Genomic DNA, 24,599 nt, shown 5'->3' with positions numbered 1-24,599 from the left:
GGCCGTCGCCCGTCAGCCGGCGAGATGCGCGAAGGCGCGAACCACGTTCTCATAGACCGAGCGCTTGAACGGCACGATCATCCCCGGAAGCTCCGACATCGGCGCCCAGCGCCACTCGGAGAACTCCGGCTTGTGGCCGGGCGGCGTGAGGTCGATCTCGGAATCGTCGCCGGTGAACCGGAAGGCGAACCAGAGCTGCGTCTGGCCGGCGAATTTTCCGGAGCGGGTGCGCGCCAGCACCTCTGGGGGGAAGTCGTAGCAGTACCACTCCGGCGCCTCGGCGAGCAGTTCGACGGAGCGGACGCCTGTCTCCTCGACCAGTTCGCGCTTCGCCGCCGCCAGCGGATCCTCGTTTCGGTCGATGCCGCCCTGCGGCATCTGCCAGCGGTAATCCATCTTGTCCGGGTCGTGCTGGCCGCCCCGCCGCTTGCCGACGAACACCAGACCATCCCGATTGAGCAGCATCACCCCGACGCAGCGCCGGTAGGGAAGCCGCGCGGACCCGTTTCCGCCCCCGTCGCGCGGCGTCACGACGGCCCCTGCGGCCGAACCGCCGCGCTGATCGGGGCCAGCGCCACGCCGCGGTCGGCGAGCTTCTCCGCCCAGGCGGCGATGCGCTTGAGACTGAGCGGCGAAGCGGTCGCCCAGCCGACCGCGGTCCCGTCCGCCTTCGCGGCGCGCTCGAGATCGGCGAGCGCGGCGTCGATCGCGGAGGCCTCGGCCACGAGGTCGATCTGGGTCGCAGGGCGCGCATGCACCAGCCCGGCCTGCGCGGCGGCGACGTCCGCGCGGCTCTCGCCGCCGGCCGGGGCGGCGAACATCACGCCGCGGCGCGCGAGTTCGGTGAACATCGGCGTCAGAGCGGCGTCCGTCTCCAGGAACTTGCCGCCGCCGAGCGGCGCCACCCCGACATAGCCTTTCGCCCGACCGAGCGCCCATCGCAGGCGTTCGAGATTGGCGGGGGCCGGCAGGCTGGTCAGAAGCGTCTGCGGACCGGTGTCGTTGCCCGGATACCCGTAAGGCTCCATCGGCGCCTGGATGAGAATTTCGTGGCCGCGCGCCCGCGCCTTCTCGACCTGCTCGCCGACGTCCTTGCCATAGGGCGAGAAGGCGAGCGTCACCGGAGCCGGCAGCGAGCCCGTCGCGGTCTCCGTCGCCTCGCGGCTCACGCCCAGATTGGCGACGATCAGGGCGACCCGGGCCTTGGCGGCGGTCGCCAGCTGCGGCCGGGCGTAGACGTCGAGCGGCCGTCGGCCGTCGGCGCCGATCCGGGGCAGCGGCCCGTAACGGCTGTCCTCGAGCAGCGCGGTCTGGATCGCGGAGGACGGGGCCTGGCCGTCGGCAGCCTGATCGTCGGCGCCGGGAATCCGGATGATCACCGGCCCCGCCTTCGGCATCGGGTCGCCGGGCCGCACGATCGGAACGCCGTCACGAACGCCGGCGCCTGGCTGAGAGGGCGTGGGCGTCGTCTGGCCGGGCTGGGCGGGGGGCGGCGGCGCGCGGCGCTCGATCGCGGCGACCGCGACCGGCTCGCCGCCGAGCGGATCGTCCGCCAGCATCGCCCACAGACCCACGAAGGCGAGCGTCGCCCCGACCACGCAGGCCAGCGCCAACGCGCCGTCGACGCGCGACCGCGGACGCAGGGACTTGCGTCCCGCGCGCGGCATGAGCGGCTTTTCGAGGTCGTCCTGCGTCATGAGGCCCGCCGATCGCGGACGAGTCTAACGGATTCGCGAGACGGCCGCCGAGAACTTGGTTCCCGACGGCCGTGAATGCGTCAGAGCGTGGCGACCGCGCCTCAGTTCGCGCTGGTCTTGTTCTGCGGCGGGAAGTTGGCGTTCGACTGGATGCCGTGCATCAGGTCGAAAGCGTAGTTCAGCTGCTTGTCGTCCTTGCGCTCCGGCGGGATGTAGGCCGAAGAGCCGGACTGCTCCTGCTCGCCGTTCTTGAGGTGCCCCTTCAGGCCCGCCTCGCCCTTGGTCTCGTCCTTGCCCTTGACGTCGTCGGGGATGTCCTGCCCGACCTCGATGTCGGGCATGATGCCCTTGGCCTGGATCGACTTGCCGGAGGGCGTGTAGTAGCGCGCCGTGGTCAGCCGGATCGCGCCGGCGGTGCCCAGCGGGATGATGGTCTGCACCGAGCCCTTGCCGAAGGAGCGCGTGCCCAGGATGGTCGCGCGCTTCTGGTCCTGCAGGGCGCCGGCCACGATCTCCGACGCGGAGGCCGAGCCGCCATTGATCAGCACGATCACCGGCTTGCCCTTGGCGAGGTCGCCCGAGCGCGCGTTGAAGCGCTGCGACTCGTCCGGGTTGCGGCCGCGGGTGGAGACGATCTCGCCCCGCTCCAGGAACGCGTCCGACACCGCGATCGCCTGGTCGAGCAGCCCGCCCGGATTGTTGCGCAGGTCGACGACGTAGCCCTTGAGCTTGTCGCCCGCCTTGTCGGAGATCTGGTCGATGGCCTTGCTCAGGCCCTCGAAGGTGGTGGCGTTGAACTGGCTGACGCGGATGTAGCCGATGTCGTCGCCGGCGAGCTCCCACTTGACCGAGTCGAGCTTGATCTTGTCGCGGACGATCTTGACCTCGAGCGGCTTCTCCTGCCCCTCGCGCTGGATGGTCAGCGTGATCGGCGTGTTGACCGGACCACGCATCTTGTCGACCGCCTGCTCCAGGCTCAGCCCGTCCACCGGCTCGCCGTCCAGCTTGGTGATGACGTCCTTGGCCCGGATGCCGGCGCGGGCGGCCGGGGTGTCGTCGATCGCGCCCTCGACGCGGATCGCGTTCTCGAACATCTGGACCTTGATGCCGAGACCGCCGAACTCGCCGTCGGTGTTGGTGCGCATCTCCTTGAACGCCTTGGCGTCCATGTAGCTGGAATGCGGATCGAGCCCCGACAGCATGCCGTTGATCGCCGACTCGACGAGCTTGGCGTCGTCGGGCTTCTCGACATAGTCGGCCCGCACCCGCTCGAACACATCGCCGAACAGGTTCAGCTGGCGATAGGTGTCGGCGGCGCCGGCGGCCTCGGCGACGGAGCCGAAGAAGGCGCGCGGCTGCAGGGCCATTCCGGCGGCAGACGCGCCGATCACCGCTCCGAAAAGGATCAGGGAAACTTTCCGCATTATCCGCCTACCTTTTCGCCAGGGGTCCCGGCCCACCAGGGCGACGGGTCGATCGTTCCCCTATCCTTGCGGAACTCGACGTAGAGCACGGGCCGTGCGGTGGGGGAAGTCGCCGCCTGTCCGGACGGGCTCGCTTCGCCGCGCATCGTTCCCACGGGTTCGCCTGCAAGGACGAACTGATTCAAGCCGACCGTGATGCGCTCCATTCCCGCAAGAAGGATATGATAGCCGCCGCCGGCGTTCAGGATCAAGAGTTCGCCGTAGGACCGGAACGGTCCGGCGTAGACCACCCACCCGTCGGAGGGCGCGGTCACCGACGCCCCCGGCGCAGCCGCGAACGAAACGCCCTGCTCCTCGCCGCCGGAGGGGTTGCGCTGACCGAAGGTGCGCAGGCGCTTGCCCGCAACCGGCAGCGGCAGCATGCCCCGCGCCTCGGCGAATGGAATCGCGGGCGCCAGCCGAGCCGAGTTTTGCAACGCTGCAAGATCACGTCCTCCCCCCGGCGCGGCAGGAGGCGTCTTGGCGGCTTCAGCCGCCGCGCGGGCCGCCTGCTCCTGCTCCATGCGCGCGATCAGCGCCTCAAGGTCGCTGACATTGTGCGCGATCGTGGCCGCCTTGCTGGCCTCCGCCGAGAGGTCGCCCTCGCGCTGGCCGAGCTGGCGCTGGCGCTCGTCGACCAGCGCGGCGAGCCGCTCGCGCTCCTCGCCGAGTTGCTTGAGCTCGCCCGCCATCGCGTCGCGCTCGCTGGTCAACATCTCCTTCAGGCGCGCCATCTCGCGCAGATCCGAGGCCAGCGACTCGGCCTCCGCGCGCATGTCGGGAACCACGGCGCCCAGCAGGATCGCGGAGCGGATCGCCTCGAGCGCGTCGTCCGGACGGACCAGCAGCGCCGGCGGCGGCTGCCGCCCCATGCGCTGAAGGGCGGCGATCACGTCCGCCAGAACCCCGCGGCGGCGCTCCAGCGACGCCTTGAGCTGGCGCTCCGACTCACCGAGGTCGCCGATCCGCCCCGCCCGCTCCTCGACCTGCCGCTCGCGCTCGCGGATGGAGGTCGCGGTGTCGACCAGGCTCGCCTGCAGCTTGCCGCGCTCGCCCTTCAGCGCCTCGATCTCGGCGGCCAGCCGCTGGCGGCGCTCCTGCGTCTCCTTGAGGCTCTGGCGCGCCTGTTCAAGCGCCTCGCGCTGCCGCGCGGCCGCCTCGGAGGCCGGCGTCGTCTCGGCGCGCGCGGCCGAGGCGGCTCCGGCGAGGGCGAGACAGATCAGCAGAGCGCGAAGCGGCCGTGACGTCATCGGGCCATTTGAAACGCCCGCCGTTAAGCCTTCGTCAACCACGAGAGCGTGTCAGCTGCGGTGGTAGGGGTGGCCGGCCAGGATGGTCGCGGCGCGGTAGATTTGCTCCGCCAAAAGGATGCGGACGATCTGGTGGGGCCAGGTCATGGCCCCGAAGGCGAGCCGCATGTCCGCGGCCGCCAGGAACTCGGCCGAGAAGCCGTCTGCGCCGCCGATCACGAAAGCCAGCCCCGCGGCGCCGTCGTCTCGGCGCCGGCCGACATCGGCCGCGAAGGCCTCGCTCGACACGGTCTTGCCGCGCTCGTCGAGAGCGCAGATCGAGAACCGCGCATCGAGCGCCGCCCGCAGCCGCTCCGCCTCGTCGCGCTTGCGATCCTCGGGCCGGCGCGCGCGGCTTTCCTCGAGCTCGATGATCTCGGGCGCGTCGAGGCCGAGCGAGCGGCCGATCTGCCCGGCGCGCTCCACATAGCGGGCGACAAGCTCACGCTCCGGCCCGGCCTTGAGACGGCCGACCGCCGCGATCACGAGCCGCATGCGCCCTCAGATCAGGAGAGTGCGCCTTCGACGGGACGACCCGCCGACCACATCTTCTCGAGATTGTAGAACGCGCGCACTTCCGGGCGGAACAGATGGACGATCACGTCGCCCGCATCGATCAGAACCCAGTCGCAGTGTGGCAGTCCCTCGACCACGACCTTGCCGTGACCGCCCTTCTTCATCTCCTCGACCAGCTTGTCGGCGATCGCGCCGACGTGCCGGTTCGACCGCCCGGAGGCGATGACCATCTCATCGGCCAAGGCGGATTTGCCCCGCAGGTCGATGACCACGGTCTCTTCAGCCTTGTTTTCGTCGAGCACGTCGAGGATGAGGTGAAGCAACGCCGGGTTCGCCGCTGCGGGCGCTCCGGCGCCGATGTGAGACGCCATGTCGGACGTCTCCTTCAGCGCTATGGTGGACAGAGTTTTAGCCTTCCGTCTGCCGTCCTCAGGCCGGAATCCAGCTCCGGCCAATGCTTAACATACGCCCTGAGGCTGCGACATTTCAACCGCGGCATCTTCACGTCGGCGCGTTCTGCCCAGGATGCAGCGCTTCCTTGCGCAGGATCGTGGACGACAGCGCGGAGCGCGGACCGTGCAGGAAGCACCACGCGGGCGGCTTCATGCGGGACAGCGAACGCGCCTGCCGTTCCGGCACGCGGTAGCGCGCCAGCGCGTGCGCGGCCCGCGAGGACGGCGAGAAGGTCGCCCCGGGCCGGTCCACCACGGCGATCGGGACCAGGTCGGCGATCTCCCGCCAGCGCTGCCAGCCGTGAAAGCTCTCGAGGTTGTCGGCGCCCATGATCCAGACGAACGAGACCCCCCGGCAGCGAGCGGCCAGATAGGCGATCGCGTCATAGGTGAACCGCACCCCGATCGCGGCCTCGGCGTCCGACACCGAGATGTCCGGATGCGCCGCCGCCCGCCGCGCCGCCTCCATGCGCTGGGGCAGCGGCGGGAGCGCGTCGTTGTTCTTGAGCGGATTGCCGGGCGTCACCAGCCACCAGACCTGGTCCAGGCCCAACCGGCGCAGCGCCAGCAGGCTGGCGCGGCGGTGGCCCTCATGCGGCGGATTGAACGTGCCGCCGAACAGGCCGATCGTCATGCCGGGCGCGTGCGGCGGCAGCCGGGGCAGCCCGGTGCGTCCGCCGGGAAGGCGCAGCCGCGCGACCCGGCTCAAGAAAGCGCCGCCGCAGGCGGCAGGCGGCCGTCCCCTCGCCTCACGGCCGCGTCTGGCCCTGGCCCCGGACGCGATAGTTGAACGAGGTGAGTTGCTCCACGCCGACCGGCCCGCGGGCGTGCAGCCTTCCCGTGGCGATGCCGATCTCGGCGCCGAAGCCGAATTCGCCGCCGTCCGCGAACTGCGTCGAGGCGTTGTGCAGCACGATGGCGCTGTCGACCTCACGCAGGAAGCGCTCGGCGATCGCGGCGTCCTCGGTCACCACCGCGTCGGTGTGATGCGAGCCATAGGCCTCGATATGCGCCAGCGCGCCGTTGAGCCCGTCGACCACCCGGACCGCGATGATCGCGTCGAGATACTCGGTGCGCCAGTCCTCCTCGGTCGCGGGCCGCGCCTCCGGAACGGCGCGACGCGTCTCGGCGTCGCCGCGGATCTCGCAGCCGGCGGCGATCAGGGCCTGCGCCAGCGGGACCAGATGGGTGCCGGCGACCGCGCGGTCGACCAGCAGCGTTTCGGCCGCGCCGCACACGCCCGTCCGCCGCATCTTGGCGTTCAGGACGATGGAGCGCGCCATGTCGAGATCGGCGCCCTTGGCGATGAAGACGTGATTGTTGCCGTCGAGATGCGCGAACACCGGCACGCGCGCCTCGGCCTGGACGCGAGCCACGAGACCCTTGCCGCCGCGCGGCACGATGACGTCGAGATCACCGCCAAGTCCCGCGAGCATCTCGCCCACCGCGGCGCGGTCGCGGGTCGGGACCAACTGCACGGCGTCCTCAGGGAGGCCGGCTTCGCGAAGGCCGTGGGCTATGCACTCGACGATCGCGGCGGAGGAGCGGAAGCTGTCGGTGCCGCCGCGCAGGATCGCGGCGTTGCCGGCCTTGAGACAAAGCGCGCCGGCGTCCGCCGTGACGTTCGGCCGGCTCTCATAGATCACGCCGATGACGCCGAGCGGCGTGCGGACCCGCTCGATCGCGAGCCCGTTCGGCCGCGTCCACGCCGCGATGGTCTCGCCGACCGGATCCGCCAGCCCGGCGACCACCTCGAGGGCGTCCGCCACGCCGGCGAGACGCGCGGGCGTCAGGGTCAGCCTGTCGATGAACGAGGCCGCCACCCCGGCGGCCTGCGCGGCGGCGACGTCGGCGGCGTTGGCGTCGAGAACCGCCGCTTCCGTCTCGCGCAGCCGGCGCGCGGCCGCCAGCAGGGCGGCGTCCTTGGCGCTGCGCGGCGCAAGCGCCAGCACGCGCGAGGCGGCGCGCGCGCGCCGTCCGACATCGCGCATCAGCGTCGAGACGTCATCGGTCCTGAGTTCGGCGACGGCCGTCATGCGGGCCTCCTCGAAACGGACTGCTCACGTAGCGCTTTTGGGCCGGCTCGTCATCACGCGCCCCGGCCGGGCCGGGTTGCGTCTTCGTGACCCCGGCGCCTCACGCCCCGGTCAGCACCAGGTCGTCACGGTGGATGATCGCCGGGCGCCCCTTGAAGCCGAGGATCTTCTCGATCTCGGCCGAGGGCTTTCCGAGCAGGCGGTTGGCGTCTCCGGAATCGTAGGAGACCAGCCCGCGGGCGACCTCGACGCCGTCGGGGGCGCGCACCACGACCGCGTCGCCGCGGCTGAAATGGCCCTCGACCCGCGTGACGCCGGCCGGCAGCAGGCTGCGGCCGCGGTTGAGCGCGGAGGCCGCGCCGGCGTCCACGTAGATCGAGCCGCGCGGGGCCAGCACGCCGGCGATCCAGCGCTTGCGCGCCTGGCCGGGGTTCTCGTGCGGCAGGAACCAGGTGCAGCGCCCGCCGCGCTCGACCTCGCCGAGCGGGCTCATCACCTTCCCGGAGGCGATCAGCATATGCGCCCCGGCCCCGGTCGCGATGCGGCCGGCCTCGACCTTGGTGCGCATGCCGCCGCGCGACAGCTCCGAGGCCGGGCCGCCGGCGATCGCCTCGACGGAGGCGTTGACGCGCTCGACGATCGGGATGTGTCGCGCGTTCGGGTCGCGGTCCGGCGGGGCGTCGTAGAGCCCGTCGACGTCGGACAGCAGGACGAGGCAGTCGGCGCTGGCCATCGAGGCCACGCGCGCCGCGAGCCGGTCATTGTCGCCGTAGCGGATTTCCGACGTCGCCACCGTGTCGTTCTCGTTGACGACCGGGATCGCCTTGAGCGCCAGCAAGCGGGCGAGCGTCGCCCGGGCGTTGAGGTAGCGTCGGCGCTCTTCGGTGTCGCCGAGCGTGAGAAGGATCTGCCCGGCCGTGATGCCGTGCGCGCCCAGCACCTCGCTCCAGACGCGGGCGAGCGCGATCTGGCCGACCGCCGCGGCGGCCTGGCTGTCCTCGAGCCGCAGCGCGCCGCCGGGAAAGCCCAGCACGGTGCGGCCGAGCGCGATCGAGCCGGAGGAGACCACGATGATCTCCGCGCCGCGCGCGGCATGGCGGGCGAGATCGGCCGCGAGGCTTTCCAGCCAGTCGCGCTTCAGCGCGCCCGCCTCGCGATCGACCAGCAGCGCGGAGCCGATCTTGACGACGATGCGGCGGAAGGAGGCGAGCGAAGGCGCGGTCACGGGACAAGGTTTTCTGCTGGAGGACGGCGGGCGGCGCGCCGTCACGGATCGCGGGATCGATAGGTTAGAAGCGGTGCCGGTTTCAAGCGGCCGGCGGTCGAGGATCATTCCGCGCGCGTCCCGCCGCCGAAATGCGCCCTGCACAGCTCGCCCAGATGGCGGGCCAGCACGTGGTACTCCGGGGCGCGGCTCGCGCGCTCCCGCCAGATCAGCGCGAGCTCGCGCGACGAGCGTTCGCCGCGGCACGGGATCAGCGCCAGCGGCGCGCCCTCCGCAATGCCGGCCGCGATCGCGATCTCCGGCAGGAAGGTGACGCCGAGGTCGTTCGCCGCCATCTGCACCAGCGTCATCAGGCTCATGGCCTTCAGGTCGCCGCCCTCATGCGCGAAGCTCGCGCCGGTCAGCGACAGCACCTGGTCGCGCAGGCAGTGCCCGGGCTCGAGCAGCAGCACGCGCTCCTCGGCGAGCTCCTCCGCCGCGATCTCCCCGCGCTGCGCAAGCCTGTGGCGGCTGTTCACGGCGAGCAGAAAACGGTCGCGCCAGAACGGCTCGACCGCGAGGCCGTGGGCCGTGAAAGGCAGCGCGATGATCGCGGCGTCGAGCTCGCCGGTGCGGATGTCCGCGATCAGCGAGCGGCTCAGGCCCTCGCGGACCGAGATCGCCAGTTCGGGAAACGCGCCGCGGATGCTGGGCAAGGCGCGGGGCAGCAGGAACGGCGCGACCGAGGGGATGACGCCCAGCCTCAGCCGAGAGGTCAACGGTCTTCCGGCGCGGGCGAGCAGCGACGGCAGGTCCTCCACCTCGGCGAGGATCTCCGAGGCCCTCGCGGCGAGCAGGGCGCCCTCGGCGGTGAGTTCGAATCGACGGCCCGCGCGTTCCGCAAGCCGCGCGCCGAGCTCCGTCTCCATCTCCTGAATCGCGCCGCTGAGCGTGGACTGGCTGACGCCGACCCGCCTTGCCGCCTTCGAGAAGGAGGCCGTTTCCGCAAGAGCTACAAAATACCGCAGCTGGCGGAGGCTCACGTTCAGCACCGCGCAATCTCCTCGGAATCAAGGCGTGAATGGGTCGCCGGCGAAGTTATCGAAAAAACCGATCCAACACTTCCGTTTTATCGGTTGGATTACTGCTCGCGCGCATGCGAGCCGGAGGGCGAGCAGCCGGCGGCGGCGCGACCTCGTGCGCGCCCGGCCGGACATGGTTCAGGACCCTATTCGGAGCGGACACATGCTGGGCATTGGCGACAAGCTTCCCGACTTCACCGTCACGGGCGTGAAGCCCGGCTTCAACAATCACGAGGAGAACGGGGTTTCGGCGTTCGAGCCGATCACGGCGGAGAGCTTCCCGGGCAAGTGGAAGATCATCTTCTTCTACCCGAAGGACTTCACCTTCGTGTGCCCGACCGAGATCGCCGAGTTCGCGCGCCTCGCCTCCGACTTCGAGGACCGCGACGCGGTCGTGCTCGGCGGCTCGGCGGACAACGAGTTCTGCAAGCTCGCCTGGCGGCGCAACCACGCCGACCTCGACAAGCTCCCGATCTGGTCCTTCGCCGACACCAACGGCTCGCTGATCGACGGCCTCGGCGTCCGCTCCGCGGATGGCGTGCCGTACCGCTACACCTTCGTCGTGGACCCGGACAACGTGATCCAGCACGTCTACGCGACGAACCTCAATGTCGGCCGCGCGCCGAAGGACACGCTCCGCGTGCTCGACGCGCTGCAGACCGACGAGCTCTGCCCGTGCAACCGCCAGGTCGGCGGCGAGACGCTGAAGGCCGCCTGATCCGGCCCTCGACGCTCCGCCCTGCCCCGCGCGCGCTACGAGCGCGCGCGGGCTCCGGTTCACGCACTCTGAGGACACCGTCATGTCGATCGAAGCGCTGAAGCAACAGATCCCTGACTTCGCCAAGGACGTCCGTCTCAACCTGTCCTCGATGGCGGGCGACGAGACGCTGACCGACCAGCAGAAATACGGCCTGTTCGTCGCCTGCGGCATCGCCTCCCGCAACCCGCAGCTGCGCGACGCGCTGATCGGCGAAGCCGCGCCGAAGCTCTCCCCCGCCGCGCTGGCGGCCGCCAAGTCGGCGGCGGCGATCATGGGGATGAACAACGTCTACTACCGCTTCGTGCACCTCGCGGCGAACAAGGACTACCAGTCCATGCCGGCGAAGCTGCGCATGAACGTCATCGGCAATCCCGGCGTCGACAAGGTCGACTTCGAGCTCTGGTCGATCGCGATCTCGGCGATGAACGGCTGCGGCATGTGCATCGACGCGCATGAGGAGACGCTGCGCAAGGCCGGCGTCGGCAGCGACAAGATCCAGACCGCCGTGCGTTTCGCCGCGATCATCGCCTCCGCGGCGATCGCGCTCGAGGCGGCTGATGCGGGCGCGGAAGCGCTCGCGGCCTGAACAGCTGGCGGATGATCCCGGCCGGCGCGGCCGGGATCATCCGCGACTTCAGACGACCACGAAATCGGCCGCCGTGATGGCGGCGTTGTTCTCCAGGATCGCGAAACGAACGGCCGCATAGGCGCCTCCCGTCCCGTCGCGGTCGAAGAACAGCGAGCCCGACGCCTGATCGTAGATGATGCGGTCGTCGGCGTCGTGCGCGGCCGCCCCGGCGTAGAACGCGCCGGCGGCGAGCGCCCCTGTCGCGAGCCCGACGAACACGCCGTTCTCCAGCCGGATCGTGTCGTCCGCCGCCACGAAGTCGGTGATGGTGTCGACGTTCGAGGCCTTGATGGCGGTCGTGAACGCGAAGGTGTCGGCGCCCGCCCCGCCGGCGATGCGATCCTTGCCGCCGCCGCCGTCGAGCAGGTTCGCCCCCGCGTTTCCGACCAGCAGGTTGTCGAGGCTGTTGCCCGTGCCGTCGATGTTTCCCGACCCGGTCAGGGCGAGGCGTTCGACGTGCTGCCCGGCGAGCGAGAAGGTGACCGAGGAATAGACCCGGTCGAGCCCCTGGTCCTTGGTCTCGATGACCCGGTCCCCTGCGTTGTCGACATAGTAGTCGTCGTCGCCGAGGCCGCCCGTCATGGTGTCCGCCCCCGCGCCGCCGTCGAGGTCGTTCGCTGCGGCGTTGCCGGTGAGCCGGTTCGCCATGGCGTTGCCGGATCCGTTGATGACGCTCGATCCGGTCAGCACCAGGTTTTCGACGTACTGCCCAGCGAGCGAGAACGTGACTGAGGCGTTCACCGTGTCGACCCCGGCGACGTTGGCCTCGATCACCACGTCGCCCGCATTGTCGACATAGTAGGTGTCGGCGCCGCCGCCCCCTTCCATGCGGTCCGCGCCTCTGCCGCCGTCCAGCGTGTCGTTCCCGGCGAGGCCATAGAGCTTGTCGGCCCCGGCCTGGCCGCTCAGCGCGTTCGCTCCGCCGTCGCCGCGCAGCGTGTCGGCGAAGCCCGAGCCGGAGACGTTCTCGAACCCGATATAGGTGTCGCCGTAGCCGCCCCCGTTGGCGAGATTGATCGTGACGCCGAATGTCGAAAACGCGAAATCGAGCGTGTCGAGACCATCGCCGCCATCCAGGAAGTCGATCCCGGCGCCGCCGCTGATCGTGTCGTTTCCTCCCCCGCCGCTGATCAACGCGCCGTCATTGCCAGCGATCAGCCAGTCCGCGCCCGCGCCGCTCGCGATCGAGCCGCTGACCGTTCCGCCGCGGCCGTCGAAAACATTCCCGCCGGCCCCTGACAGCGCTACGGACCCTTCGACGTGACCGGTGTTGCGGAACGTCGTGCTCTCGTTGCTGAAAGTGGCGTGGCCCTCGAGCGTGCCGCTGTTGGTGAGCCGCACTGTTCCGCCGCTACTCACCTCAACCGAGTAATTCGACCCACGCACGAGTCCGGAATTTGATATGTCAATTCCACTCGAATTCTGGCAGAAAATACCTGAAGAACCAGTGATGTAACCGTTGTTTGCAACGTATGTGTTGTTGGCTGACGTTACGTTGACGGCCCACCCCGACGCATTTATACTTCCGTCATTGACAATATCACTGCTTGCTCCACTGCAGTATATGCCATTGTACGCGAAAATGCGGCCGGACGCGCTGTTCCAGATAAACGACTCGGAGCCGAAGGTCGCTATTCCCCCGCCGGCATTGATCGCCCCGTCATTCTGGACCCAGTTGAAGCCGCCGCTCCCCATGTTGACGCCCGAGTAGCCGGCGCTGGCCGTCAGCGCCACGCCCGCCTTGATGGTGAGATGCACGTTGAAGCCGCTGATCGTGTAGCCGTCCGCATTGCCGGCGTCGTAGTCGCTTGAGATGATCGGCATGATTGCACAGACCTCCTGTGAGACCCGCCATGGGCAAGCTCAGCAGGCTAGGCGCACAGAATAGACCTGTCGACGACTTAGATATTGTCAGTCGACCAGAAGGATCTGGAAGCAGACCCGGGAGCGGGGATCGCCGGGATCTGCTCCCCCGAGCCCGAGCCGACGTCGGCGCTAGGGCCGCCAGGCCTCTTCGGCGACCTTCGGCATGGCTTCCGCAGCCTCCTGCTGCTTCGCCTCGTCGATGACGGCGAGCAGCCGGCGCAGCGTGTCCTCGATGGCCTCGCGCGACAGCGAGGACAGGGCGATCGGCGTCTGCTTCGCCGCCCGCTTCAGGCGGGCGAGCTGTTCCTTGCGCAGCTCGGGCGAAAGCGCGTCGGCCTTGGACAGGGCGACGATCTCCGGCTTGTCGGTCAGACCGCCGCCATAGGCCTCGAGCTCCCGGCGCACCACCTTGTAGGCCTCGCCCGCGTGCTCGCAGGTTCCGTCGACGAGGTGCAGCAGCACCCGGCAGCGCTCGACATGGCCGAGGAAGCGGTCGCCGAGCCCCACGCCCTCATGCGCGCCTTCGATCAGGCCGGGAATGTCCGCCATCACGAATTCGCGTCCGTCGACGCCGACCACGCCGAGGTTCGGGTGCAGGGTCGTGAACGGATAGTCCGCGATCTTGGGCTTGGCGGCGGAGACGGCCGCCAGGAAGGTGGACTTGCCGGCGTTGGGCAGCCCCACCAGGCCGGCGTCGGCGATCAGCTTCAGCCGCAGCCAGATCCAGCGCTCCTCGCCCTCCTGCCCCGGATTGGCGCGCCGCGGCGCCTGGTTGGTCGAGGTCTTGAAATAGGCGTTGCCGAAGCCGCCATTGCCGCCCTTGGCGAGCACGATGCGCTGGCCGACCTCGGTCAGGTCGGCGAGCAGCGTCTCCTCGTCCTCGTCCAGCACCTGCGTGCCGACCGGCACCTTGAGCACCACGTCGGCTCCGTTCGCGCCGGTGCGGTTCTTGCCCATGCCATGGACGCCGGTCTTGGCCTTGAAATGCTGCTTGAACCGGTAGTCGATCAACGTGTTGAGGCCGTTGACGCACTCGATGATGACATCGCCGCCGCGCCCGCCGTCGCCGCCGTCAGGACCGCCGAACTCGATGAACTTCTCGCGCCGGAAGGAGACGCAGCCAGCGCCGCCATCGCCGGAGCGCACATAGATCTTGGCCTGGTCGAGGAATTTCATGATCGGTCCAGTCGTTTTGGCGTCGCGCGCCAGCGTTTGATGTAGGCCGGTTCAGCCGAGAGCGACAGGGCGCCGGGCGGACGGCCCGGGCGCCTGCCCGGTGCGGATGGCCGCCGCCCCCCAGGCCTTGAGCGAGAAGAACACCTCACGCTCCAGCCGGAACCGGTCGACAGGAGCCGGACCGCCGGAGGTCTGCGCGCGCATATGGCCCGCGCCCGCCCACTGGAACCCGCACCGCTCCAGCACGCCCCGCGAGGCGGAATTGATCAGCCGGCAGCACGCCTTCACGGTCGCGGCCCCGGTGGTCTCGAACGCCGCCTCGAGGGCTGCCCGGGCCGCCTCGGTCGCGAGCCCGACGCCACGATGGTCCGCGCCCAGCCAGTAGCCGAGCTCGACCTCGTCGGCGCCCGCCTCGCGCCATCCGACGCCGCCGACCAGCGCGCCGCCCTCCTTGAGCCGCATGCAGAAGCTCGCCTCGCGCGGGAAGCCGCGGCGCAGCGCCTCGAGCACGAAGGCGCGCGCCTCCTCGGGCCGGCGCACGCGCGGCGTCGCCGCCGTGGTCAGCGGCAGCCCGCCGTCATTGGCGAGCGCGGCGATCTCTTCCGCGTCCGTCATCAGGGGCGGCCGCATGACCAGCCGCGACGTCTCGATCGTCGGCCGATCCGCCTCCCAGGTCTCCCGGTCCAGGTTCATCGCGACGAGTCGCACCGGCTCGGCGCGGGCCCGCGAGCGGGTCTCCACGACCCCGGCGGGCTTGAAGCCGAGCTTCCTGAGCACCGCCGCCGAGGCCGCGTTGTCCACGAAGTGGCCGGAGACGATCTTCTCGATCCGCGTCGCTCCGAAGGCGAGATCGACGATCGCCCGCGTCGCGGCCGAGACGATCCCGCGGCCCCAATGGGCGCGGACGAGCCAGTAGCCGAGCTCCGGGAACCCCGCGGTCGCGTCGATCGCGACGCAGCCCGCGAAGCTGTCGTCCACCCAGAGGCCCGCGCAAAGCATGTGCGGCGAAGCCGCCGGCCCCTTGAGGAACACCGCGGCGTCCTCGGGCCCGTAAGGGTGCGGCACCGCGACCAGGTTCTTGGAGACCTCGAGGTCGTTCAGTCCGGCGGCGAGCGCGGCGGCGTCCGCTGGCGTCAGCCGCCGAAGGCGCACGCCGGGCACAGCCGTGAGGCAATCCTCGGCGAGCAGACCGTCATCGAAAGCGATGCGCGCGGACATGGAGACCAGACCCTTGAAACGGCGACGGGGGAGAACGGCGTCCCGTCTCCCCCGTCGTCCCGGACCTTTCGGTCTGAGTTTTCGCCGCCGGAGGGTCAGGCGCCCGGCGGCTGCGTGGCGTCAGCCCGCCGTCATTCCGCAGCTTCGGCCGTGACGGCCGTGGCGACGTTCACATAGGTGCGGCCGTTCGCCTTGGAGACGAACAGAACCTTGCCGGTCGCGGTCGCGAACAGGGTGTGGTCCTTGCCCATGCCGACATTCGCGCCCGGGTGCCACTTGGTGCCGCGCTGGCGGATGATGATGTTGCCCGGAACGACGTTCTCGCCGCCGAACTTCTTGACGCCGAGGCGCCGGCCTTCGGAGTCGCGGCCGTTGCGCGAGGAGCCGCCTGCCTTCTTGTGAGCCATCTGGTCTCTCCTGCCTCAGCCGTTCAGTTCTTCGCGCCGTCGAGGCTCACGATCTTGACGATCGTGTAGTCCTGGCGATGGCCGCGCTTGCGCTTGGAGTTCTGGCGACGGCGCTTCTTGAAGGCGATGACCTTCGGGCCGCGCGCGTGCTCGACGATCTCGGCCGCGACCGAGGCGCCCGAGACGAGCGGCGCGCCGATCGTGATGTCGTCGCCGGAGCCGATGGCGAGAACCTCGCCGAAAGTGATCTTGGAGCCGACGTCGCCGTCGAGCTTGCCGACGGTCAGCACGTCGTCGGCGACGACCCGGTGCTGCTTACCGCCGGTCTTGATGACTGCGAACATTTTGAAGTTCCTGTGTTCGATCCGGGCTCCGGGACCGGTCGTCCCTGGCGCGGCTTTTTGTTCAGTCCGGGATTGTTCCCAAACGGAAAGGCGCGGATAGGAGACCCACCGCGCCGATCGCGCGCTTCTACAGGATCGGACCTTCCCGGGTCAATCCCCGGCCTCGGCCACAGCGGGGTCCGCGAAGGCTCCCACCATCGGCTCATGGCCCGTCGCCTGCAGGAACCGGATGAGGTCGCCGGGCGCGATCGCGGTGGTGGCGGTGTTCTCGAGCGGATGGAAGTTCACGGTGTCATGCGCCATCAGGGCGGCGTCGAGGGCCACCGTCACGAGGCCGTCGCGGTCGTTGATCGCCCCGAACGGGGTCACCGAGCCCGGCTCGACGCCCCACACCGCGCGAAGCTGATCCGCGGAAGCGAACGACAGGCGGCCCTGCGCGCCGAGCTTCTCGTGCAGCCGCTTGAGGTCGATCGCGGCGTCGTCCTCCGCGCTCAGCATGAACAGCCGCCCCTTCTTGTCCTTGAGCAACAGGTTCTTGGATTTGCCGCCAGCGATCCGGCCCCTCAGGGCGGCCGACTCGGCGACCGTGAACACCGCCGGGTGCTCGATCGTCGAGGTCCTGACGCCGAGCGCGTCCAGATAGGCCATCAGCTCCGTCCGCGTCGCCGTCATCGCGCCCTTCCCACTGCCCGAAAGCCGGATAGCGGGAAGCGGGCGCGATGACAAACCGCGTCAGGAGCGCTCCGAAAGGTTCTGCGAGACCCCGACGCCGTCCGGCGTAATGACCGGCGCGACGAGCCGCTCCACGGTCACGCAGGCGCCGCCGCGATTGTTGCGATAGGCGCCGTAGCGGTCCGACAGGAAAGGTATGCCCGGCCAGATCGCGTCGTTGACGTAGAGGAACAGCTCGCCCGTGGTGCGCGCGACGATCTCGGTCGCGAAGGAGAGCTCGGCGGAGGGCGCCGCCGGACAGGAGATCGGCGGCTGATCGGCTGGCGGCGGACCGGGCGGATAGGCCAGCGCGGCCGACGGCCGAGGGGTGAGCGGATAGACGTCCGTGCCGTGGGAGCCGATCCTGGCCATCGGCTTGAACCAGTTCTGGCCCCAGTGCCGCCGGTAGGGCACGAACGGCGTGATGAGGGCCGCGCCCTCGGCCTCCGGATCGTTCCCGTACGGCCCGGCGGGCAAGCTCGCGTCGAACCACCCCCGGTCGGCCGGAACCGAAAAGGTCAGCCGGTACGCGCCGCCTTCGAGAAGCTTCACGCCCGTCGCCATGCAGGGCTCGCTGGTGAGGAACGGCGCCGGCGCGGTCACGGCCCCCGGCCCGAGCGGCTTCGGATCGGGCGAGCCCAGACAGACGCGGCCCCGGGCGCTGTCGACCGAGAACCAGGCCTTCGCCCCCACGCCGAGCGCCACGAACAGCGCCGCGGCGAACGCGATGGCCGGCATGACCTCGCGCGCCAGGACACGCACCGTCGCCTCGTAGCCGGGCAAGAGCCGCAGCCGGCGGATCAGCCGCTGCGCAAGGCCCGGCGTCCTGGGCTTGACCGGATTCCCGAGATGCGGCGGCCGGGTTTTGAGGATGCTGTACCAGACCGCCCGCATGGCGGTCCCGATCGAACGCTGCAGGGCCGCGCCCCAGGACAGGCCGATCACCACCCCGGCGAAGCCGACGAGGAAGATCCCGGGATTGGCCGCGAAGGAGTCCAGCCACGTCCCCGCGAAGGCCGGGGTGAACGCCCTGACGGGCGCGAAGATCGGCGAGATCCAGCACAGCGCCGATCGGCACGCGCCGTCGGGCGTTCCGGGCCACCACAGCGGCATCAGCCCCAGGAACAGAGTGCAGCAAAGCGTCAGGTAGTAGGCGAGCCTGCGCAGCCAGACGATGTTGAAGACGTCCTCGCGCGCCTCCGCGAGCCGGCTCCATTCGCCATGGCCCAGATAGGCGTCGCCGGTTTCGATGCGGCCGTCGATCCTTTCGACGATGAAATTGTCCGGCAGCACGATCGGCGCATAGGCGTCCTCGCCGACGCGGATGCGCCGCAGGGCGCTCTCATGGACCTTGATCCGGGAGATCTCCACCTTGCCGGCGTCGGCCCGCAGCAGCCTCTCGATGCGGCGCGGCTTGTAGCGGTAGTAGCCGGCGAGCCCCGTCCGGCTGTCGTGGAGCAGCCCGTTCTCGTCCGTGAGGGTCAGATAGTCGGCGCGCACCTCCGGGAGGAAGCGCAGGCCGGCGGCGGCCGCCGCCTCGATCATCCAGTTCAGCGGCACATAGGCCGCGGCGTCGTCCGGATAGCCGCCGCCGACGTCGCTGTGCGCCCCGGCGAACCAGACCTGCCGCAGCCGTGCGGCGTCTTCCGGCTTGGCCTCCGTCCAGAGCAGCGGATGAAAGCTCTGGCGCTCGTCATCCAGCGCAAGCGCGTGGCACGCCGCTTTCACCGACTTGCCGAGTTCCCGGTGGCGGAAGGACATCGGCCAGACGAAGCGATCGACCGCGCGGGTGAGCTCCTCGATCGGCAGGCCATAGGCCGCGACTGTGTCCCAGACCCCGAGGAATCGGATCGGGATCGGGTCGGTCCCCCAGCGGCCGAGCCTCGACTGATCGAGCCGCCGATAAGGTTTCGTCCCTGTGACGAGGTTCTTGGCCGCGATCGCCGCGTCGCGGATCGCGCGGAATATCCGCTCATGTCGGAAGATGGTGTGAAAACGCTCGGCCCGATAGGCCCGGTAGGCCGCCGTGACGTCCGCCTGGAACTGCGCCTCGTCGCCGTCATAGGGCACGAGGCCCTGGCGGTAGATCAGCCCGAGCAGGAAGCGCACCGTGAAGGCGCCGCGGCTGAACCCGAAGACGTAGATCTGGTCGCCGGGCTGATAGGTGCGGCAGACGAAGGCGTAGAGCTCCCGCACGTTGCGCGCGAGGCCGTAGCCGAACGCCCCGCCGATCAGCGCGAGCGGCTTGAACCATGACGTCCCGACGCCGTCGTCGTAGAGCGCGAACTGGCGCGGCTCCGGAGGGTTCTGCCGGTCCTCGAGGTCGAGCGCCTTGTAAAGCCTCCACACATTGGTGCGGAACAGGGCCCCCGAGCTGTTGCCGGTGCCGTCGGAGAGCACGACGATGTTGCAGGGCCGCCGCGACCCGCCGTACGCGCTCATTTGGCGATGGCGGTCGCCCGCCTGCTTTCGGGCCCCGTCGCCTGCCGGAGGGCCGCGGCCATCACGTTCCGGCAGAAGGTCGTGGTGAGGATCGGGTTCGGCCCCCCTGAGCCGATCCGCGTCCTGTCATGGCCGCTGACGCAGGCGACCAGCAGCGTCGAGAGCGTCGATTTGCGCGCGTCCGCGGTGGCCACGGTGACCGCTCCGGGCTTCGCCGGATCGGCGCGCCCGCCCAACAGCGCCACCAGAAGGTGGCCGTACTGGCTGAGGATCACCGCATAGGCGTCATGCCCGATGATCCCGTTGGCGTAGCTCTGGCACGCCGCATAGAGGCCGTCGCGCAGCGCGAGCACCGCCGCCGCGCGCCCGTCTCCTTTGTGGACCTCCTCGGTGGTCGAGCCGTCGAACCCGGCCGCGCCGCTTCCGACCGGGGCGCCCGCCGCCGCCGCCGTGGCGGCGCCGACGGTCGCTTCCGGCGGAGGCGCCGCGCCGTTGACGACCAGCGTGGCCTTTGCGGTCCGGCCGAAAGCGACCGCATAGTCGGGGCTCGGCTCAGAGCAGACCACGGGCTGGTAGCCGGGCCTCGCCCGCTCCGTCACGAGCCGCAGCGCGCCGGTCGTGGCCAGCGCCTTCGTGGTCCCGAAATCCGCATGCGCCACGCGCTGGTTCGCCGAACTGCACGCGGCGAGCGTCGCAGCGGCCGCGATGGTCGGCGCCGCTCTCCAGATGGGCATCATTCCCCCGCCCCGTCGTTCGTCCGCGCCCCTCCGGCGCCCCCCGGCCAAGCGGGGGTTACAACCCCGCCTGTACACAACTTAAAGTTTTACACGCCCGGCCGAGGGGCGCAATTACAATCTTTAGTTGACGCGCGAGCGACCGCGCGGGCTTGGAAGCGGGGGCGTTGCGCGATTCTCGGGGTCGATCTCAGCCCGCCAGCGCCTCCGGAGCGCCGACCTGGACCCTCCGGGACCAACCCCAAAAAGGGCGGAACCCTTGCGCCCCTAGGCGTCCTGCGGCCGACGTCGTCGCGGCTTGCGGCGGCCGACAAATCCGTCTTGCAATCCAGATCGCGTTGCGGCATAGAGCGCGTCTCGCGGGGCACCCACCCGCGGGACGGACTTCAAGCGGGTGTAGCTCAGGGGTAGAGCACAACCTTGCCAAGGTTGGGGTCGAGGGTTCGAATCCCTTCGCCCGCTCCAGTTTTCAACAGAAAATGCAACGACTTACGACGGGCCGCGAAAGCGGCCCTTTTCTTTTTTTCCCTTTTGGGGTGCAAGTTGGGGTGTCAGTTACGTTTGGCCTTTGTTGCATGCGGTTGGCACGTCATGGACGATCGGCACGGCAAGGCGCACAGCGTCCGGATGGAAGACCGTGCTTAGTTCGAGTGTCACGGGATCGACGCATGACGAACCGACCCCAACATCTCCGAAGTCGATGAGCACCGGCTGACCCGAGCCATCGAACAAGATGTTCATCCCGTGCAAGTCGCCATGTAGGCAGCACTCTCCGAAGCTGAGTGGCTTGGCCTCGACGTCGGCGATATCGAGGCCATTGTCGGCGACGATCTGCTCGCATGTCCGGTCCCAAAGGATGCGCCTCCTGGCATCCGCCACGGTGCCTTTGCGCATCCCTTTCGCCTTGATCCAAATGCCAAGCCGGTCTCGAACCAGATTTACGGCCGCGACGGCTGCGGCTTCGTCTTGTGCCAGTAGATCGAACAATGATCGCGCGTACCCTTCCGCCAAGGCATAGAACACTGCGGCCTCGCCGCAGGCTCCTTTTTCGATGGTATCAGTGATCGGCGGGTAGAACCCGAGCGGCAGGCGTTTGGCGTCTTTGTCGAAGGCGGCAATCTCGATCTGGATTTCCTCCAAGGAGCCGAGCTTCGCCACCGTACCTTGGAGCACCTGGTCGGCCTCATTGCGCATCGTCGCGCGTACGACCCGCGCTCTCGACAAGCCGCCGCTGAGCGGAACCACCTCGGCGATGGCGGCGCCGGTTCGCCGAGCCGCGACGCGGATGCATCGCTCGGCTCCGGCCGAAAGACCAAGCTGCTTGCCGCGCGTGTTGATCGTGATCGCGTTCACGGCGCTGACCTCGCGCGCCACATGCTCGACCTCGGTGAAGAGGCGGTCGGCGTTCTCCTTCTCGAAGTAGTCGAGGGTGTTTCTCTTCACGCGCGACCCCCAGAGGTCCGCCTGCTCGCCGTGGCGCACCAGGTCCTTGATGAAGTCGTCCATCTCCGACCCGGTCAGGATGAAGATCGGGATACCGGGACAGACCTTGATGGCCTTGTAGAAGACGGCCTGACCGTGGACTGGCGCGATGTCCAGGTCGCCTTCATTTGCTGGGATGGTCAGGTCGAGGATAAGCAGGTCATAGAAGTCCTGCGACAGCGCCTCCAGCGCCACAGCCTTGCTGCGGCACAGGTCCACGCGCTCGACGCCCGCAACTCCCCGCAGGATTTCGGCCATGGAGGGGCCGAAACTGAGATGATCCTCAACGAACAGGATCTTCATTGTCTCTGAACCAACGGATTTCGAAGTGCGCGCCGTCCTCGTCGTTCTTTAATGCGATGTCACCCTGCATGGACAGCATGGCCTGCTGCGCGAGAGCTAGACCGTAACCGACATGGCCGCTCTTGCTCGTCGCACCGAGCTTGAGAGCGGCCGAAGGGTCACCTTTGAAGCCTGGACCAGTGTCCTTGATGACGACGTAGTTGTCGCTCTGGGTCGAGCCCCACGTGATGACGATCCGGGGCGGTGTAGCTATCGAGTAGAGGCGCACCGCCTCCAGCGCGTTTCGGAGACCGTTGCTGATCGCGAGGCGCAGTTGTTCCTTGTCAGCTGAGACCACCAGCCGGGCCGGTCCTGCCGTTTGAATCGCTACTCCTTCCGGGTTGGGCGCGGCCTCGATGATCGAGGCAATCAGTTCACCGAGCAGAAAGTCCTTGTAGGTGGGGACAGCGTTCGCGCGCTTGAGGTCGCGGATCGCCGTCATCAGCCCATGGAGCTGATCGAGATACAGACGTGACTTCGACGTGTCATAGGCGCCGTTCAACTCCCTCGGCAGGACGACCCGAAGGAGGCCGACGACTGGCGCGAGTTCATGGATGAGGCTTTCGGCGACTTCTTCGGCCGCCTTCGCGAAGATCTTCTGAGCGTCCAAACCGTCCAGCTCGTCAGAAGCCGGTGCCTCTACGATCCGTTGGGGTCCTGGCACCTTCTCAGCCCGCGCGACGGCCGACAGGAGCGCGCGTTTGATCCAAGGCACCGTTTCGCGTTTTAAGGCCGCCTTGATCCTAGGGAGGTCATCCGCCTCGGCGACACGTGAAAAGAATCGTGCGCCCCTCAGTCGGACTTCGGTCGCGTCAGAACTAAGAGCCGTCGTCGCCTCATCGCGCGTCATGGAAGGTGCGCGTCGTAGAACGTAGCCCGGTTCCTGAACGCCTCGATCCCGCCTTCCATGAGCGACGTGATCGCTTTCACGGCCGCGTCATCGTCGAGTGGCTTGCACACCTCGACGGAGCCGTTGCGGCCGTCCGATATGAGCTGAACGACCAGCTTCGCATCACCGAGCACGGGGATGTTAGCGTTGTGGGTCGACACGATGAGCTGGGAATTTGGAGACCGCGCCCGGATCGCCTTAATGAGGCTGTCCGTGATGAAGGCGTTGTCGATGTGATCCTCCGGCTGGTCGATCATCAGCACCCGCTCGTCGTGCTGCAGGACTATCGGCAGGATCACCGTGCAGCGCTGTCCCGCCGAAAGGGAGGCGATGTCTTTGTATTCCGCTCCGTCGAGGAGACGCAGGCGCACGTTGTCCTCAATGGCGCAGGTGACGATGTCGCCCAGCCCAGTTTCCTGCAGCACACCGAGCGCGCGTGCCGCTCGGTCACGCGGAAGCCCGGCGGCTTGAGCCAACTCCAAGAACGCCTGTTCCTCTACGAGCCGCACCAGCTCGCGCGGACTGACCGCCTCGGCGATCGAGGTTGCCAAGTCGTTGTATTTTAGGCCGCTTCCGCGAAAGGCTTCGGTCAGCGCGCGCGTGTATTCAGTATACTGACCGAACTTCTCCACGGCTACGCCGATGCGCGGCCCAAGTGCTGCATTCAGTCTGTCGGCCACAATCACGCGCGCGCGGAAGCGTTTATCTCGTACAGCCTCTAGTTCGTTCAGCAGCCCATCGCGCCGAAGCCGCAGCGACGCCAACCGGCTCCGTCGGTCGATAATAACCTTTTCCAAGGCTTCGAGCTGGGCGACCCGGCTACGCGTCGCCGCCAGTTGGCGGGTGATCGCGCCGGCGCCTTCGACAAGCTTGTCGACATCACCGCGCAGCGTCCGGGCCTCGCCTTCGACCTTCTGACGGTCGGCGGCAGCGGCGGAGCGCGAGGCCTCCACGCGCGCAGCGAGTGCCTTGAACTTTGTGCTGGCGGTTTTGACATGACCAAGGGCGTCGTCGTAGCCAGCTCGGAATGCACCCAGAGGATCGACCGCCGCTTCGCCTTCCCAAGGTTCAGGACCGAAGTCGTCGTCCATATAATCGTCGAGGGCGTCAGCCCATTCGCCCAGACGATGCTTGAACCGTTCTAGGGTGTCGGCCCTGACGGCTATGGCGGTCAAACTGGCTGACAAAGCCTCCAGCCGGGTGGACTTCTCTGCAGTGGCCGCCGACGTCGTGCTAACCTCCGTCGCCCGGCTTTCGAGCGTCACGATCTGGGCACGAAGCGCCGGAAGCTCGTCAAGTCCCGTAGACGTGCGGGCGATCTCGCTCTCTAGGTTTGCGATCTCGCGGTAGAGCGACTTGATCGAGTTGGCCTTCTCCGCCTCTTCGGCACGAAGCTTCGCGCGGTCGCGGACAAAGCCGTCCAGCAAACTCAGCCGGCCTGCCTCGCTGAGCCCAATGGTCTCGATTTCCTTTTGCGAGAAGATGATCGCAGGTTGGAACACCTGGGTGGCTCTCGGCTCGTCATCTTCCGCCGTCCTGGACACGACAACATCCTCGATGATGTCGTCCAGCGTTATAGTGATCTCACCACCAGCCAGCGTGTATTTGGCGTGCTCAACGGACGCCGCGGTGGCCTCGCTTGTGTGGTTGCGGGCGCCCAGACCGAATCGAATCGCCTCGATCAACGACGTCTTCCCGGTTCCTCGCGCGCCGATAACAGCGACCAGCCCCGACGGCAGGCGCAAGTCGAGCCCGCTCAGGAAGCCTTCTTCGATCTGAATTCGTTTGATATGCACGTCGGTTCTCCGAAAGAACCTTAGCGCGACACGGTCTCCCGTTGAAAGGCCGCCCCGGCTTTCGA

23 protein-coding genes and 1 tRNA gene are annotated in these 24,599 nt (G+C 68.7%); 3 read left to right on the top strand and 21 right to left on the bottom strand.

Features of this window, described 5'->3' with window-relative positions; all coding sequences use genetic code 11:
• Positions 1–12: 12 nt before the first annotated feature.
• The 10 genes from GGR24_RS10255 to GGR24_RS10210 all read right to left on the bottom strand — a co-directional run bounded on the left by GGR24_RS10255 (position 13) and on the right by GGR24_RS10210 (position 9,709).
• Positions 13–531, bottom strand: a complete 519-nt coding sequence (locus GGR24_RS10255; RefSeq protein WP_343066236.1) for an RNA pyrophosphohydrolase — start codon at positions 529–531, stop codon at positions 13–15.
• Positions 528–1,697, bottom strand: a complete 1,170-nt coding sequence (locus GGR24_RS10250) for a divergent polysaccharide deacetylase family protein (RefSeq protein WP_183395272.1) — start codon at positions 1,695–1,697, stop codon at positions 528–530. Before GGR24_RS10250 ends, GGR24_RS10255 begins: the two co-directional genes overlap by 4 nt.
• Before the next feature lie 101 nt (positions 1,698–1,798).
• Positions 1,799–3,124: a S41 family peptidase gene (locus GGR24_RS10245; protein WP_183395667.1), complete on the bottom strand. Its 1,326-nt coding sequence runs from the start codon at positions 3,122–3,124 to the stop codon at positions 1,799–1,801.
• Positions 3,121–4,410 carry a murein hydrolase activator EnvC family protein gene (locus GGR24_RS10240; protein WP_183395271.1) on the bottom strand — a complete coding sequence of 430 codons (1,290 nt, stop codon included), beginning with the start codon at positions 4,408–4,410 and terminating at the stop codon, positions 3,121–3,123. Before GGR24_RS10240 ends, GGR24_RS10245 begins: the two co-directional genes overlap by 4 nt.
• A gap of 51 nt (positions 4,411–4,461) precedes the next feature.
• Positions 4,462–4,944: a 23S rRNA (pseudouridine(1915)-N(3))-methyltransferase RlmH gene (rlmH, locus tag GGR24_RS10235; RefSeq protein ID WP_183395270.1), complete on the bottom strand. Its 483-nt coding sequence runs from the start codon at positions 4,942–4,944 to the stop codon at positions 4,462–4,464.
• 11 nt (positions 4,945–4,955) lie between these two features.
• The gene (gene rsfS, locus GGR24_RS10230) at positions 4,956–5,336 is read right to left on the bottom strand and encodes a ribosome silencing factor (protein ID WP_183395269.1); all 381 of its coding nucleotides are present in this window, start codon (positions 5,334–5,336) and stop codon (positions 4,956–4,958) included.
• Between the two features lie 130 nt (positions 5,337–5,466).
• A complete protein-coding gene (locus tag GGR24_RS10225) occupies positions 5,467–6,051 on the bottom strand; it encodes a nicotinate-nucleotide adenylyltransferase (protein ID WP_183395666.1) in 585 nt (194 codons plus the stop codon).
• A 115-nt stretch (positions 6,052–6,166) separates the two neighbouring features.
• Positions 6,167–7,453 carry a glutamate-5-semialdehyde dehydrogenase gene (locus GGR24_RS10220; protein ID WP_183395268.1) on the bottom strand — a complete coding sequence of 429 codons (1,287 nt, stop codon included), beginning with the start codon at positions 7,451–7,453 and terminating at the stop codon, positions 6,167–6,169.
• A 100-nt stretch (positions 7,454–7,553) separates the two neighbouring features.
• Positions 7,554–8,678, bottom strand: coding sequence for a glutamate 5-kinase (proB, locus tag GGR24_RS10215; RefSeq protein ID WP_183395267.1), 1,125 nt, complete (start codon positions 8,676–8,678; stop codon positions 7,554–7,556).
• A 104-nt stretch (positions 8,679–8,782) separates the two neighbouring features.
• Positions 8,783–9,709, bottom strand: coding sequence for a LysR substrate-binding domain-containing protein (locus GGR24_RS10210; RefSeq protein ID WP_183395266.1), 927 nt, complete (start codon positions 9,707–9,709; stop codon positions 8,783–8,785).
• Between the two features lie 193 nt (positions 9,710–9,902).
• On the opposite strand from GGR24_RS10210, the gene GGR24_RS10205 reads away from it, so the two are divergent.
• A complete protein-coding gene (locus GGR24_RS10205; protein ID WP_183395265.1) occupies positions 9,903–10,457 on the top strand; it encodes a peroxiredoxin in 555 nt (184 codons plus the stop codon).
• Between the two features lie 82 nt (positions 10,458–10,539).
• Positions 10,540–11,085, top strand: a complete 546-nt coding sequence (gene ahpD / locus GGR24_RS10200) for an alkylhydroperoxidase, AhpD family (protein ID WP_183395264.1) — start codon at positions 10,540–10,542, stop codon at positions 11,083–11,085.
• Positions 11,086–11,133: 48 nt separating this feature from the next.
• Here ahpD and GGR24_RS10195 read toward each other — a convergent pair whose 3' ends face one another.
• The 8 genes from GGR24_RS10195 to GGR24_RS10160 form a co-directional block, all read right to left on the bottom strand.
• Complete coding sequence (locus GGR24_RS10195; protein WP_183395263.1) at positions 11,134–12,951, bottom strand: calcium-binding protein; 1,818 nt, start codon at positions 12,949–12,951, stop codon at positions 11,134–11,136.
• A gap of 171 nt (positions 12,952–13,122) precedes the next feature.
• A complete protein-coding gene (gene obgE, locus GGR24_RS10190; protein WP_183395262.1) occupies positions 13,123–14,169 on the bottom strand; it encodes a GTPase ObgE in 1,047 nt (348 codons plus the stop codon).
• 51 nt (positions 14,170–14,220) lie between these two features.
• Entirely contained in the window at positions 14,221–15,387 is a 1,167-nt protein-coding gene (locus GGR24_RS10185; protein ID WP_183395261.1) for a GNAT family N-acetyltransferase, read from the bottom strand.
• Positions 15,388–15,518: 131 nt separating this feature from the next.
• The gene (gene rpmA / locus GGR24_RS10180) at positions 15,519–15,794 is read right to left on the bottom strand and encodes a 50S ribosomal protein L27 (protein ID WP_183395260.1); all 276 of its coding nucleotides are present in this window, start codon (positions 15,792–15,794) and stop codon (positions 15,519–15,521) included.
• A gap of 23 nt (positions 15,795–15,817) precedes the next feature.
• Positions 15,818–16,138, bottom strand: coding sequence for a 50S ribosomal protein L21 (rplU, locus tag GGR24_RS10175; protein ID WP_183395259.1), 321 nt, complete (start codon positions 16,136–16,138; stop codon positions 15,818–15,820).
• A gap of 150 nt (positions 16,139–16,288) precedes the next feature.
• Positions 16,289–16,810 carry a prolyl-tRNA synthetase associated domain-containing protein gene (locus tag GGR24_RS10170; RefSeq protein WP_183395258.1) on the bottom strand — a complete coding sequence of 174 codons (522 nt, stop codon included), beginning with the start codon at positions 16,808–16,810 and terminating at the stop codon, positions 16,289–16,291.
• A gap of 60 nt (positions 16,811–16,870) precedes the next feature.
• Complete coding sequence (locus GGR24_RS10165) at positions 16,871–19,291, bottom strand: T6SS phospholipase effector Tle1-like catalytic domain-containing protein (RefSeq protein WP_183395257.1); 2,421 nt, start codon at positions 19,289–19,291, stop codon at positions 16,871–16,873.
• Positions 19,288–20,028: a hypothetical protein gene (locus GGR24_RS10160; protein WP_183395256.1), complete on the bottom strand. Its 741-nt coding sequence runs from the start codon at positions 20,026–20,028 to the stop codon at positions 19,288–19,290. Before GGR24_RS10160 ends, GGR24_RS10165 begins: the two co-directional genes overlap by 4 nt.
• A 387-nt stretch (positions 20,029–20,415) precedes the next feature.
• On the opposite strand from GGR24_RS10160, the gene GGR24_RS10155 reads away from it, so the two are divergent.
• A tRNA-Gly gene (locus tag GGR24_RS10155) sits at positions 20,416–20,490 on the top strand.
• 90 nt (positions 20,491–20,580) lie between these two features.
• On the opposite strand, the gene GGR24_RS10150 is transcribed toward GGR24_RS10155, so the two are convergent.
• The 3 genes from GGR24_RS10150 to GGR24_RS10140 are packed head-to-tail and all read right to left on the bottom strand — an operon-like array spanning position 20,581 to position 24,534.
• A complete protein-coding gene (locus GGR24_RS10150; protein WP_183395255.1) occupies positions 20,581–21,810 on the bottom strand; it encodes a phosphotransferase in 1,230 nt (409 codons plus the stop codon).
• Entirely contained in the window at positions 21,791–22,699 is a 909-nt protein-coding gene (locus GGR24_RS10145) for an ATP-binding protein (RefSeq protein WP_183395254.1), read from the bottom strand. The genes GGR24_RS10150 and GGR24_RS10145 overlap by 20 nt, the downstream gene beginning before the upstream one ends.
• A complete protein-coding gene (locus GGR24_RS10140) occupies positions 22,696–24,534 on the bottom strand; it encodes an AAA family ATPase (protein ID WP_183395253.1) in 1,839 nt (612 codons plus the stop codon). Before GGR24_RS10140 ends, GGR24_RS10145 begins: the two co-directional genes overlap by 4 nt.
• Positions 24,535–24,599: the final 65 nt, after the last annotated feature.

Origin of the sequence: Hansschlegelia beijingensis (assembly GCF_014196425.1) — a bacterium.
Lineage (GTDB): Bacteria > Pseudomonadota > Alphaproteobacteria > Rhizobiales > Methylopilaceae > Methylopila > Methylopila beijingensis.
Note: the sequence above shows the minus strand (reverse complement) of the source record. Positions and strands in the feature narration are given on the sequence as shown.

Excerpts from the sequence above, each read along its gene's own strand:
- GGR24_RS10250 (WP_183395272.1), bottom strand. The coding sequence starts at position 1,697 with ATGACGCAGGACGACCTCGAAAAGCCGCTCATGCCGCGCGCGGGACGC.
- GGR24_RS10240 (WP_183395271.1), bottom strand. The coding sequence starts at position 4,410 with ATGACGTCACGGCCGCTTCGCGCTCTGCTGATCTGTCTCGCCCTCGCC.
- rlmH (WP_183395270.1), bottom strand. The coding sequence starts at position 4,944 with ATGCGGCTCGTGATCGCGGCGGTCGGCCGTCTCAAGGCCGGGCCGGAG.
- rsfS (WP_183395269.1), bottom strand. The coding sequence starts at position 5,336 with ATGGCGTCTCACATCGGCGCCGGAGCGCCCGCAGCGGCGAACCCGGCG.
- GGR24_RS10225 (WP_183395666.1), bottom strand. The coding sequence starts at position 6,051 with ATGACGATCGGCCTGTTCGGCGGCACGTTCAATCCGCCGCATGAGGGC.
- GGR24_RS10220 (WP_183395268.1), bottom strand. The coding sequence starts at position 7,453 with ATGACGGCCGTCGCCGAACTCAGGACCGATGACGTCTCGACGCTGATG.
- GGR24_RS10205 (WP_183395265.1), top strand. The coding sequence starts at position 9,903 with ATGCTGGGCATTGGCGACAAGCTTCCCGACTTCACCGTCACGGGCGTG.
- ahpD (WP_183395264.1), top strand. The coding sequence starts at position 10,540 with ATGTCGATCGAAGCGCTGAAGCAACAGATCCCTGACTTCGCCAAGGAC.
- GGR24_RS10195 (WP_183395263.1), bottom strand. The coding sequence starts at position 12,951 with ATGCCGATCATCTCAAGCGACTACGACGCCGGCAATGCGGACGGCTAC.
- obgE (WP_183395262.1), bottom strand. The coding sequence starts at position 14,169 with ATGAAATTCCTCGACCAGGCCAAGATCTATGTGCGCTCCGGCGATGGC.
- GGR24_RS10185 (WP_183395261.1), bottom strand. The coding sequence starts at position 15,387 with ATGTCCGCGCGCATCGCTTTCGATGACGGTCTGCTCGCCGAGGATTGC.
- rpmA (WP_183395260.1), bottom strand. The coding sequence starts at position 15,794 with ATGGCTCACAAGAAGGCAGGCGGCTCCTCGCGCAACGGCCGCGACTCC.
- rplU (WP_183395259.1), bottom strand. The coding sequence starts at position 16,138 with ATGTTCGCAGTCATCAAGACCGGCGGTAAGCAGCACCGGGTCGTCGCC.
- GGR24_RS10170 (WP_183395258.1), bottom strand. The coding sequence starts at position 16,810 with ATGACGGCGACGCGGACGGAGCTGATGGCCTATCTGGACGCGCTCGGC.
- GGR24_RS10165 (WP_183395257.1), bottom strand. The coding sequence starts at position 19,291 with ATGAGCGCGTACGGCGGGTCGCGGCGGCCCTGCAACATCGTCGTGCTC.
- GGR24_RS10160 (WP_183395256.1), bottom strand. The coding sequence starts at position 20,028 with ATGATGCCCATCTGGAGAGCGGCGCCGACCATCGCGGCCGCTGCGACG.
- GGR24_RS10150 (WP_183395255.1), bottom strand. The coding sequence starts at position 21,810 with ATGAAGATCCTGTTCGTTGAGGATCATCTCAGTTTCGGCCCCTCCATG.
- GGR24_RS10145 (WP_183395254.1), bottom strand. The coding sequence starts at position 22,699 with ATGACGCGCGATGAGGCGACGACGGCTCTTAGTTCTGACGCGACCGAA.